This is a genomic window from Pirellulales bacterium (assembly GCA_035939775.1).
Taxonomy (GTDB): domain Bacteria; phylum Planctomycetota; class Planctomycetia; order Pirellulales; family DATAWG01; genus DASZFO01.
The window spans coordinates 1-11,828 of record DASZFO010000186.1; the positions used below are offsets into that span (position 1 = coordinate 1).

General features: G+C 61.0%; 8 protein-coding genes. 4 read left to right on the forward strand and 4 right to left on the reverse strand.

The window, feature by feature from the left end; genetic code table 11:
* Window positions 1–3: 3 nt before the first annotated feature.
* Both VGY55_12115 and VGY55_12120 read right to left on the reverse strand, forming a co-directional pair.
* On the reverse strand, window positions 4–1,077 hold the full coding sequence (locus VGY55_12115; GenBank protein ID HEV2970706.1) for a hypothetical protein: 1,074 nt from the start codon (window positions 1,075–1,077) through the stop codon (window positions 4–6).
* A gap of 410 nt (window positions 1,078–1,487) precedes the next feature.
* Window positions 1,488–1,781, reverse strand: a complete 294-nt coding sequence (locus VGY55_12120; protein HEV2970707.1) for a hypothetical protein — start codon at window positions 1,779–1,781, stop codon at window positions 1,488–1,490.
* A gap of 278 nt (window positions 1,782–2,059) precedes the next feature.
* Here VGY55_12120 and VGY55_12125 point away from each other — a divergent pair, with 278 nt between their 5' ends.
* From VGY55_12125 to VGY55_12135, 3 genes are all read left to right on the forward strand, one after another.
* Window positions 2,060–3,619, forward strand: coding sequence for a B12-binding domain-containing radical SAM protein (locus VGY55_12125; protein HEV2970708.1), 1,560 nt, complete (start codon window positions 2,060–2,062; stop codon window positions 3,617–3,619).
* Window positions 3,620–3,771: 152 nt separating this feature from the next.
* A complete protein-coding gene (gene aspS / locus VGY55_12130) occupies window positions 3,772–5,541 on the forward strand; it encodes an aspartate--tRNA ligase (protein HEV2970709.1) in 1,770 nt (589 codons plus the stop codon).
* A gap of 66 nt (window positions 5,542–5,607) precedes the next feature.
* Complete coding sequence (locus VGY55_12135; GenBank protein ID HEV2970710.1) at window positions 5,608–7,908, forward strand: serine/threonine-protein kinase; 2,301 nt, start codon at window positions 5,608–5,610, stop codon at window positions 7,906–7,908.
* 84 nt (window positions 7,909–7,992) lie between these two features.
* Here the strand turns inward: VGY55_12135 and VGY55_12140 are convergent, their stop codons facing one another.
* Together VGY55_12140 and VGY55_12145 are read right to left on the reverse strand one after the other, a co-directional pair.
* A complete protein-coding gene (locus VGY55_12140) occupies window positions 7,993–9,849 on the reverse strand; it encodes a S53 family peptidase (GenBank protein ID HEV2970711.1) in 1,857 nt (618 codons plus the stop codon).
* A gap of 190 nt (window positions 9,850–10,039) precedes the next feature.
* Window positions 10,040–10,933: an aldo/keto reductase gene (locus VGY55_12145; GenBank protein ID HEV2970712.1), complete on the reverse strand. Its 894-nt coding sequence runs from the start codon at window positions 10,931–10,933 to the stop codon at window positions 10,040–10,042.
* Window positions 10,934–11,103: 170 nt separating this feature from the next.
* Here VGY55_12145 and VGY55_12150 point away from each other — a divergent pair, with 170 nt between their 5' ends.
* Complete coding sequence (locus VGY55_12150; GenBank protein ID HEV2970713.1) at window positions 11,104–11,646, forward strand: tetratricopeptide repeat protein; 543 nt, start codon at window positions 11,104–11,106, stop codon at window positions 11,644–11,646.
* The last annotated feature ends 182 nt before the right edge of the window (window positions 11,647–11,828 follow it).

Genomic DNA, 11,828 nt, shown 5'->3' on the forward strand with positions numbered 1-11,828 from the left:
AACTCAATCCTCGCTTCCGTCGCGCGCGGCGCGGGCGGCTAGCTCGTCGGGATCGGGGAAAAACAGGTCGATCGCCCTGCGAACAAGGTCCAAGGCATGGGCGTCGTTTCTTGATGTTTCCAGCCGAGATCGCAAAGCCACCAGCTTCGCGTGCCCTTCCGGCCAGCGCACATCCATGACCTCAGCGCACTCCTCGAGCAACTGGTAGACTCGGGCTCGCGTAACCCCCATTCGCCGCGATTGCTGGCGGACGGTCTGAGGATCGCCATTCATTCCGAGCCGTCCCTCCGCGAGGCGGCTGACCGTCGGCCCCGTATCGTTCTGAATCTGTTTCAAGAGTGGGACCATCAGGGACTTGCAAATGGCGTCGTGCGTTAGTCGGCCCTCCGCCCCGACGATCCGGTCGACCCAACGCTCCACCAGCACGACCGACTTCGGGACCAGCCTAACGCTAAGATGGCTTTCCAACTTGGAGTTGGCGAGCATTTCGTGGACCGAGCAAAACACCTCGAGAATCGTGCGGACGCGCTTTTCGCCATGTGTCTTCAATTCACGAATCTCGGCGATCGAACGTTCGCAATAGATCTCCAGCGTCGTGTGCCACATCACCGTGGGCAGGGACTGGAGCGTCGGGGCGAGCCGCCCCAGCCGCTCGAAGCCGATCCCGAATTCTAGCACGACCTGCCGCCACTCGTCCCAAAGCGCCTCCGACACAATCGACGGATCGAATTCGCGGCTTGACGATCGATTGCGGGATTTCTTTTCGGCGCGTGGTTCGGCGCCGTCGAGCCCCGTTGCGATACGATCCTTCGTCGCCCGATTGAGAAGCTTGATCAGCGTGTGGATCTTCTTTTCTCCGATGCCAGGCGTTGCCGCCAAGTCTTCGAATGGAGTTTCGAGCAGGTCCCGAAGCGTCCGACCAAGGAAAGCCAGCGGCAATCGCCGATCGTTCGGAAGTGCCCAATATGCCAGCGGACGATCCATCCGATCGGCAAAACGGCGGTGCGAAAGCGTCTTGCGCAGGGACTGAAAGTTGCCACTCAGCTTGTATTCTTCCGCGGAGGTCGGTCGATACATTGCCCGCTTGCGCTCCCGTCTACCTCGCCAATGGAAATGGCCCCGATCGAACTAATCGCAAATCGAGTCGAAGAACACGCTTTTGAAAAGCCACAAAGCTTCAGAAACTCAAAAAACACCGCCGGACGTTGGTCGCGATTAGTTTCTCGTCAATCGAGGGGTATTGTCTATACGATACCTGAAGATTCCAGGGATTGGGATCGGCGCGGAAGCCGTTCACTCCGGGCGGCATCGCCGTGGCGATTTGAATCTAACACCGACGCCCGGCGAACTGTTCCGAAGGAGGATCAGCGGAAGGTGCCGGCGCGCGAAGGCTTGAAGAATCCACGCCTGTCATCAGGTGACCGTCGGAGCGAACAACTTCAGCGGGCAACCTCGGCCGATTCAAGCGAGAACGGCAACCGCAGCGTTTACTCGACGCCGGAGGCGAAGGGGTCGGTTTGGCCGGTACGGTTGAAGTCGCAGACGACGACCATGATCATCAGCGTGAAGGTTACTGCCGAGATGAGCCAGTAAACCGGGGGCAGGCGCAGCGAGGCCATCGTCGCGAATCCGACGATGATCAGGCTGAGGAAAAAGAATCGCTGAAAACGGGCTTGATGGGCGGAACCCTCGCTCAGCCGAGCCAGCCAGGCGCTGGCCATTCCCAAGAGTTGCACGGTCGCCAACGTCCCTAAATTGCAAAACAGATCGAGATCCAGCATCGTGTCGCGCTCCGGAGATTCCCTTCTCGGCGGTTTGACGCAATCGCACCTCCGACATCCTGCCGGAGCGTCGTGGCCGGCTGAGCGATTGTCGTGCCAATGCCAAATTGAAACTAGAGCAATTCTGTGATAGCAGAATGCTAAGCGATCATTTTCACATGACTTGCGCGGCAACAAAATGGATCTCAGGGTCTGATGACGGTGCAAATTGCTTCGTCGCTGGCTACCGACGATTGGAAATCTTACAATTTTGTCTTGGTTCGAGACGCGTGCCGCGTATGAAGATCGTCCTCATCAATCCCCGGTTCGAGGTCTCCTATTGGGGATTGGAGCACGCGCTGCCGCTGTTCGGCAAGCGCGCGAACCTGCCGGTCGCCTGTTTGCCGTTGCTGGCCGCGCTGACCCCCGCCGAACACGAGGTGACGCTCGTCGATGAAAATGTCGAGCCGATCGATTTCGCGCGCCTGGGTTCGGCCGACATCGTCGGCGTCACCGGGATGAGCGTCCAGCGGAAGCGGGTGCGTGAAATCCTCGCGGAATTAAAGCGCCGCGGAATTTTCGCGGTGGTCGGCGGGCCGTGGGTAAGCGTTCAGGAGGACTATTTCGACGGGTTGACAGAGGTCATCTTCGTCGGCGAGGCGGAAGAGACCTGGCCGCAATTCGTCCGCGATTGGCAGGCCGGCCGCTGGCAGCGGCGCTACGAGCAGACCGACCGCACCGACATGACACGCGTTCCGCCGCCGCGTTTCGACCTGCTCACGATGCGGCATTATTTGTTCGGCAGCGTGCAATTCAGCCGTGGCTGCCCGTTTCAATGCGAGTTCTGCGACATTATTGTCACGTTTGGCCGGCGTCCGCGGCTGAAAACCTTCCCGCAGATTCGCGCCGAGCTGGAGGCGCTGCGGACAGAGAAGATGGAAATCGTCTTCATCGTCGACGACAACCTGATCGGCAACAAACGTGAGATCAAGCTGCTATTGGCCGACGTGGCGGCATGGCAGCGCGCGCAAGGCTATCCACTCACGTTTTTCACCGAGGCATCGCTCGATCTGGCCGGCGACGCCGAACTGATGCAGCTCATGATCGATGCGAACATCCAATGCGTCTTCATTGGGATCGAAAGCCCGAACGAGGCCTCGCTCCGCGAGACGAAGAAGTTCCAAAACATCCGGCGCGGTGGGACAATTGCCGAGCGGATTCGCACAGTGCAGAAGGCAGGAATGGACGTTTGGTGCGGGATAATCCTGGGTTTCGACCACGATACGCCGGAGATCTTCGCCGCCCAGCGCGATTTGATCGCCGAATCGCGCATTCTGCACGCCATGATTGGCATGCTCACCGCGATCCCCAAAACTCCGCTCTACGACCGGCTGCTCGCCGAGGGGCGCCTCGACCGGGACGACGAGACCGAGTTCGGCACCAACGTCATTCCCTTCGGCATGACCCGCGAGGAGCTGCGCGACGGCTACGTGCGAACAATGCAGGAATTGTACGAGCCGACAGCCTATTTCGACCGCCTCGAATCGCTGTTTCTCCGCGAAAACTTTCAGTTCGGTCAGAGCCGCGCCGCCTATTGGCGCCGCCATCCGTGGAAACGGCTGAAAGCACAGGCGCGCGACTTGGCCCGCAGCCTGTTCCTCTTCAATCGCCTGATGCGGTCGGTCCCCGAGGCCCATTTGCGCGAAGAATATCGCCGCCGGCTGGGGCGATTGCTGAAGCGACGGCGCGAACCGGCAGTGCTGTTCGTGTATCTGATTAAATGCGCGATGCATTTTCATCATTACACGATGGCGCGGCAGATGATCACCAAAGAGGCCCCCGTCGTGAATTCGTTCTAGAGCAACCGGCTCGCTGGTGCTTCCGCCTTTGCGCCAGCGCTGCCAGCATCTAGAATGTTGCCGTCACTGCCGCGAGGCTGAAGTCGCGGGCCGTTCAATGTCAGGCGAAGACCCCTGACCTACAGAATCTCCCATTCATCGAGGATCTCGCGTTGATTCGATCTCATACTTGCGGCGAGCTGCGGGGGGCACATGCCGGGCAAACGGTCACCCTTTGCGGCTGGGTCGATAAGACCCGCGATCATAAGGGGGTGCTGTTCGTCGATCTTCGCGACCGGTACGGGAAGACGCAGGTCGTTTTCGACCCGGAAGGGGGCGACGCCAATCGCGAAATTGCCCGATCGCTCGGCGCGGAATATGTCGTCGCCGTGACCGGAAAGGTCGCCCCGCGCCCTGAGGGAACGGTGAACCCGAAGCTCTCGACCGGCGAGATCGAGGTCCGCTGCCACGAAGTGACGATCCTCAATAAGAGCGCGAACCCGCCATTCCAGCCCGGCAGTGAACAACTCCCGGGAGAAGAGATTCGGCTCAAGTATCGTTATCTCGATCTGCGACGGCCGGAGATGCAGCGCACGCTGATGCTCCGTCACCGATTGATCAAAGAGATGCGCGATTATTTCGCCGAGCACGATTTCATCGACGTGGAAACGCCGATGCTCGGCCGCAGCACGCCCGAGGGCGCCCGCGACTATCTCGTTCCCAGCCGCGTCCAGCAGGGCGCGTTCTATGCCCTGCCGCAGTCGCCGCAGTTGTATAAGCAGATTCTGATGGTCGCCGGCTACGATCGCTACGTGCAGGTCGCCCGTTGCTTTCGCGACGAGGACCTGCGGGCCGACCGGCAACCTGAATTCACGCAGTTGGATCTCGAGATGTCGTTCGTCGGCGGCGATGACGTGATCGGCATGATCGACGGTCTCGTTCAGCGGTTGGCGAAGAACTTGCTCGATCTCGATGTCAAGCTGCCGCTGCCGCGCATGTGCTACGACGAGGCGATGGGGCGATTCGGGCACGACGCGCCCGATCTGCGCTATGGCATGGAGTTGGTCGATCTCACCGATTTGGCGAAGGAGGCCGAGTTTCGCGTGTTCCGCGGTGCGGCAGATAGTGGCGGCCGGGTGCGCGGAGTGAACGCAAAAGGGGCGGCCGCCAAGTATTCACGCAAAGATATTGACGAACTCACGGCCCAAGTCGTCCAGAATTCCGGCGCCAAGGGGCTCGCCTGGTTCAAGGTGGAAGAGGGGCGCAAGCTCGCTTCGCCGATTGCCAAGAACTTCTCCGAAACCTTGCTCGCCCAAATCGCCGAGCGAATGCAAGCAGAGCCGGGAGACTTGCTGCTCTTTGTCGCCGACACGTTCGAGATCACCTGCAAGGCGCTCCACGGTCTGCGAAAACGCTTCGGAGAGGAGTTGAAGCTCTACGATCCAACGGCAATGCACTTCTCGTGGGTCGTCGAGTTTCCCATGTTTGCTTTCGATCCCGAAGAAGGGCACTGGGCGGCGATGCACCATCCGTTCACTGCCTGCCGCCCGCAAGACCTGGAATTGCTCAAGACCGATCCCGGTCGCTGCCGCGCACAGGCTTATGATCTGGTGATCAACGGCTCGGAAGCCGGGGGCGGGACGGTCCGAATCCACGACCAGGAAATGCAGCAGCAGGTGTTCGAATTGCTTGGCATCGACCGCACGCAGGCCCGCGAGCGATTCGGCTTCCTGCTCGACGCGCTGCAATTCGGCGCGCCGCCGCACGGCGGAATCGCATTGGGGATCGATCGCTTCGTGATGCTCTTCTCGGGTCTGACGAACATCCGCGACTGTATCGCCTTCCCCAAGACGCAAAAGGCCACCGACCTGATGACCGAAGCACCTGGGCCGGTCGATCCGCGCCAACTTCGCGAGTTGGGCATTAAGACGGCGACGAATTGAGCGAATTATCTGATAGAATGAACGTCGTCAAGCTGTTGGGCAAGTGATTGTGACCATGTGAGTCCCGTGTCCTCGTCCACTTCCACCACAACGCCGCTGCTCGATCCCGCTGGCGCCACGGTGGCGCTGGAGCATGTTTCCGCGCGCGTCGATTTGTTGATCGGGGCATGGGAATCTCCCGATCGGCCGCCGACCCTGAGCAAATTCTTGCCTGACCAGCCGCTCGAGATGCGGCGGCTGGTGCTCACGGAATTGATCAAGGTCGATCTCGAATATCGCTGGCAGCAGCACAATCTGCCCAAGACGGTCGAGGAGTATCTTGCCGAGTTTCCCGAATTGGCCGAGGCGGGCAAGGTCCCCTGCGATTTGATTTACGAAGAATTCCACATCCGCCGCCAATTGCCGCAGGCTCCCGATCCAGCCGATTATCTACGCCGGTTTCCGGCGCAAGAGGAGCAATTGCGGCGGATGCTCGACATACACGCCAATCACACGACTTCAACGGCCGTGGGCCGGCGCCGGCCGCCGGGCGACATCGGCAAACAGATAGACGACTTCGATGTGCTCTTGCGGCTCGGCGAAGGGGCGTTTGCTGCAGTCTACTTGGCCCGACAGCGTTCGATGCAGCGCTTAGTGGCGCTGAAGGTCTCGCGCGATCACGGCACCGAGTCGCAGACCTTGGCCCAATTGGATCATCCTTACATCGTCCGCGTCTACGATCAACGCATTCTCCCAGCCGAAAAGCTACGGCTGATGTACATGCAGCACGTTCCGGGGGGCACGCTTCAGGATTTAATTCAGTTTGCTCGCAACACACCAGTCTCGACTTGGACCGGCAAAACGGCATTGGCCGGGATCGACGCTGCTTTGGAACGACATGGCGAATCGCCAACCGAGTCCTCGAATCGACGGCGGCTTTCAATCGCAAGTTGGGCGGAGGCGGTGGCCTGGCTTGGGATGTGTCTGGCTGACGCGCTCGACTACGCCCATCGCCGTGGCGTGCTGCACCGCGACGTCAAGCCGGCCAACGTGCTCTTGGCGGCCGACGGTTCGCCGAAGCTGGCCGATTTCAACATCAGCTTCTCCTCGAAGTTGGACGGGGTTACGCCGGCGGCATACTTCGGCGGCAGCCTGGCCTATATGTCGCCCGAGCAGCTCGAAGCAAACGATCCGGACCATGAACGTCGTCCCGAGGACCTCGATGGCCGCAGCGACATCTATTCGCTGGCCGTGATGCTTTGGGAATTGCTGACCGGCACGCGGCCCTTCGGTGACGAGCGCGTCAGTGGAACTCTCACGGACACGGTGAAGCAATTGGCCGAGCGCCGCCGCGCCGGCGTGCCTCGCAACGCCATCGCTGCGTTGCCGCGCGATTTGCCGCCGGGGCTCGATCAGGCGCTGCTGACCTGCCTCGCGCCGAACCCCGCCGACCGCCCGGCGACCGGGGCCGATGCCGCGCGGCAATTCAAGCTCTGCTTGCAACCCCGCGTGCAGCGATTGCTCCGTCCGCGACCGGGCTCGCTGCGGCAGATGATGCGCGACTATCCGATTTGGGTTTTTGTTGTGGCAGGGGTGATTCCACACGTTGTTTTCAGCGTCTTGAACCTGATTTTTAATTATCTGTTGATCGTCCGAAAGCTAGCCGAAAACGCACCGAACATTAAAAGCGTGTTTTGGAATCAGGTGCTCACGGTCAATTCGATCGCATATATTTTGGGAGTCGCCTTGGCGGTCTATCTCGTGTGGCCGGTTATCAAGGCGGTTCGCGGCTACAGCCGAGCCAGTCCGCCAGATCGAGAAAGCCTGCCGGCATTGTGCCGTCGCAGCCTGGTGGTCGGGGACTACATTACTTGGCTCGGGTTCGCGCTATGGATCTTGTCGGGATTTGTCTTCCCCATTTGGCTGTGGCTTGTCGGAGAGCATGAACCGGACAAGACGCAGTACTATTGGTACTTCTTTCTCTCGCAAGTGATCTGCGGTTTGATTGCGTCGACGCAGACATTCTTCATGATCACGTTCGTATCGGTTCGCGGGTTTCATCCGCTACTGGTGCAACTGGATCGCATCGACCTGGAGGAAATTGCGCGTCTGCTGCATCTCGACCGGCGCGTCTATTGGTATTTCGGGCTGGCCGTCGCCGCGCCGTTCCTTGCCTTTGCGGTGTTTGGGATAATCAACATTGAGGGTACCCGATGGGCTTCGGTCGGTTTGGCAGCGATTGGGGGTGTCAGCTCCGCTTTGGTTTTCCAATTGCTGCGCGCGATTCAAGGTGATATTTCGGCCTTAGTCGCCGCGGTCGATCCGGAACGCGCCGCTCCTCAATCGACGATGGACTCGCTCGATTCGTTCTGGTCCTCGTCGCGCTGATCCGGACAAAGCGCCGTAGGGTGCGTCGAGCGCAGCGCTGACGCACCGCGAGTCAGTGAGCCCATCAGCGCGATTCTAAGCCGCTCACCGCGTCTGCTCACCGGTTCTCGGCGGCCTCCGCATGTCCGCCGCCGGAAGGATCGCCAAGACGGCGACAACGGGCGCGACGTCATCGACGGCGGTCGCGGCTTTCGCCGATCCGTGCGATGCGGCAAACGTGCGATCTTGCGCCGGGCGGCGTGGCTCGACGGTCGCGGACATTTCGTCCGCCGACAAACAGGCGTCAACGAGCGGTGGCGAAAGCCAGCCGCCATCGCTGGCATCCAGCGCCATTGGGTTTGCGTGCACTCTGTCGCCGATCTGGCGGGCGACGGCAGGGCCAACGGCAGGAAGCTCTACAAGATCCCCTTTGACGATCGGCAAGACCTCCCGCAACTCACTTCCTGGCCGAACTGCCGTGGAGTACTGAGTCGGCGCGACGGATACGTCGAACGCTCGAGAAGAGCCGTTCTCGGCGGACGCGATCGGATTTGAATCTGATGTTGCGCTCGTCGGCCGGATGGATGAAATCACCGCATTGAAGTCAGCACTCTCCGTCACGACCAACGCCGCCGTCACCCGCCCGCCGCGAACCAGGTGTGACGCGCCGCTCACGCCCGTATTGCCCGTCACCGGCGCTGCCGAGCCCGCCGGAACTCCGCTCACCAAATGCTGGATCACGAGATTGGCCAGGGGCGAGCCGAGCCCCGTCACCGCGTCGTACGCCGGCCCAGCGCTATAGCCGCCGTTGCTGCCGGAGGTGATGTCGTGATAGTCGGTTGCGGGCAGAGAATACAGCATCGATTGGGCGTTGCTGAGCGGTCCTAGTCCCTTGAGCGCCCGCCCCTGATCGGCTACGGCGATCAAGGCGGCCCATTGCGGCGCGCCGGCGCTCGTGCCGCCGATTTCGACCCAACCCGATTGCCCCCAATCGGGAAGCGAATCGTAAACGGCCATGCCCGTGTTGGGATCGGCATCGTAAGCGACATCCGGGCTTGCCCGCCAGCCGGTCGATTGAATGCGGCCTTGATACGCCGGCTCGGCCTCGTACGCCGCCACACCGCCGCTGCTGCCGCTCCAGCCGGTCTCGCTCGCATAGCCATTGGTCTGGGTGAGATTGAGCGTCGTGCCGCCGACGGACAGCACGTACGGCGAGACGGCCGGCCACTCGGGCGGCGAACCGTCGTCGCCGGCGGCTGCGACAAATGTCTCACCTGCATGACCGCGCCGCGCGAGGAATGCGGAGTCCCAAGTCGTTTCGCCGAGAAACTCACTTCCGCCCCAGCTCATGGAGATGACGCTCACGCCTGCCTGCACCTTCGCATGATTCACGCTCAGCAGCAAATCCGGGAAGCTATCCGAATTGGCCTCGACGAGCAAAAGGTTGGAGCCCGGGGCGATCGCATGGGCCCATTCCACGTCGAGTGCGATCTCGACCGACCAATCGGGGCTAGTCGCCGGCAAGGCGGTCGTGCTTCCCGTTTGGCTCTCGACTCGCAGCGTCGGCCCGTTCGGCTGATTGAACTGCGGCAATCCTAACTGCCGGTTGAAGGTTGCCGCGTCGGCTACGATGTTCGGATCGCTATAGGCATCGATGATGGCAATCGTCTGTCCCGCTCCGGTCGCCGCGACGGGCGCGCCGTGCAAATCCGTGAACGACACCTGATCGAAACCGTATGCCGCGCGAATCTGCGCCGGAGTGTAGCCGATCGGGTCCGGATTATTGACCGAAGCCGGATGAATCACAACATATTGGGGGCTCGCCGCGCTGCCGGCCGCGAGCAGATCGCGGTCTTCCAGTTGCTCGACTCCCAGCCGAATGCGGCGCTGATTCCGCGGGCTGGTGCGGCAAGTTTGTCGAGAAACCGAAGTCCGTACGCGCAGCGGTAGCCATCCTGCCATCGGTGGAATGCGCCTCCGTATTGGAACTTCGCTCGGAAAGAACTTCCGAAATCCCCCGAAATGAGACTGTCGGGGATTGTTAATTAGCGTTCCGTCGCACGTCGGTCAATGCGAACGGCGCAGCGCCGCGGCTATGCACCAGATAGGGAGATTGGGGAAGCTCCCGCCTCGCATTTTCACGCCAACCGTCTCACGTCTGTCCGACCCAAGTCGCATCAGCGAAGGCACTCCATTTTGCGCGAATCGCCTCGAATTGGGTTGTCGGGAGCGGGCCGGCGGCGACAACCGCCGCGTTCTCTCGCCATCGAGCGGGGTTCTTCGTGCCGACAATCGCCGTGCAAACCCCCGGCATACTGAGCGTGAATCGCAGAGAGATCGAGGCCGCTTTCTCCGGATCGGCGAGAAAGCCGTAGCCGAGCGTCTGCAATCGCTGCCAATAGACGCGGTGATATTCGACCTCTGGCGACTTTGCATACCGCCACGCCGCATTGGCGATCGGCCGCTTCGCGATCACGCCCATCCCGCGCTCGCGGGCTAGCGGCAGCGTCAAGTCGATCGCTTCCTGATCGGCGATGCTCAGCGACGTTTGCAGACTGTCGAACGTCCCGCACTCGACGGCATAGCGGGCCGCCTGGCCATCGCCGCTATAGCCGATATATCGCGTGTAGCCTTTGTCGCGAGCGCGTTGGAGCGCTGCGACTACTGCGCCCTTGCGCAAATCCTGCTCGGAACAACTGTGCAGATGCACTAGATCAAGCCGGTCGGTCTGCAATCGCTTGAGACTCCGCTCGATGCTCGCCAACAGCGATTCGGGGCGCCAGTCTGCCACTCCGGGCTTCTCCGGATGACCACACTTCGTAAAGAGATAGAAATCGTCGCGCCGCCCCGCCACGGCCGTACCGATCAGCTCTTCGCTCGCGAGATAGCACTCGGCCGTGTCGATCACATTCAGCCCGGCGTCGAGCGCGTCGTCGAGCAGTCGCACCACCACCTCGGGAGTCGCCTTTTCGAACCCGATCTCGGCGCCGCCAAATCCCAACACGCTCACCCGCATGTCCGTCATTCCGAATTGCCGCGTTTCCATGAGAGAATCTCCGGAGGGTCAACGGGCCGCAATCCCGCCCTTGGCAGCATACGGTCGTTGAACGTTCGCGGCAACATCGTGCTGAGTCTCGTGCCCGATCAAAGCGGCGCTGCTATACTGCATGGCGTTTTGGCGACCGACGCACCGACTGCATCTAATCGAGGAAAAGAATGGCGCGCGATTCCAGCCCACGCAGGGACGCTCCGCGGCGAGTTGCCGCGGCGGTGAATTGCGTCTCACGATTGCTATATGCATCGCTCCTCGTTTGCGGGTTCTGCCAAGCGCAACAACCCGCGCCGGAACGGCAGCTTTCGCCGCAACAGGCAGAGCGACTCCAAGAGGGCGAGAAGTACGCCCGCGAAAGCGGTCAGCTTCGCGATTCGGGAAAACTGGCGGAGGCCATCGAAACAGGAAAGAAAGCGCTGGCCATCTATCGCGAAGTGCGGGGCGACACAGACAACGATGTAGCCAGCGGCCTGGAATTCCTCGGCGACATGCTGGCGAAGCACGGAGACTTTGCCGCTGGGCGAAAGGCACTCGACGAGGGTCTGGCAACAAGGATCAAGCTTTTTGGCAATGTGCATTGGCAGGTGACCGACGCCCGGTTGACTTTGGATCACCTGCTTCTCATTGAAAAACTGACTCCGGAGCAACGCCAAAAGCTTGCCGATGCGGAAGAATTGAATGCCAAGGCCGCGACGCTTTTAAGGTAGGGCAAGTATCGCGATGCCCTGGCGCCGTCGCTGGACGCTTTGGAGACCGAGCGGCAGATCCTTGGCGAAAAGCATCGCGATTTTGCGGTCAGTCTGTTCAACCTGGGTCAACTCTACGAGCACATGGACGATTATGCGAAGGCCGAATCGTTGTTGCAGCAGGCAATTCAAATCGAAAAGGA

Excerpts from the sequence above, each read along its gene's own strand:
- VGY55_12115 (HEV2970706.1), bottom strand. The coding sequence starts at position 1,077 with ATGTATCGACCGACCTCCGCGGAAGAATACAAGCTGAGTGGCAACTTT.
- VGY55_12120 (HEV2970707.1), bottom strand. The coding sequence starts at position 1,781 with ATGCTGGATCTCGATCTGTTTTGCAATTTAGGGACGTTGGCGACCGTG.
- VGY55_12125 (HEV2970708.1), top strand. The coding sequence starts at position 2,060 with ATGAAGATCGTCCTCATCAATCCCCGGTTCGAGGTCTCCTATTGGGGA.
- VGY55_12140 (HEV2970711.1), bottom strand. The coding sequence starts at position 9,849 with ATGGCAGGATGGCTACCGCTGCGCGTACGGACTTCGGTTTCTCGACAA.
- VGY55_12145 (HEV2970712.1), bottom strand. The coding sequence starts at position 10,933 with ATGGAAACGCGGCAATTCGGAATGACGGACATGCGGGTGAGCGTGTTG.
- VGY55_12150 (HEV2970713.1), top strand. The coding sequence starts at position 11,104 with ATGGCGCGCGATTCCAGCCCACGCAGGGACGCTCCGCGGCGAGTTGCC.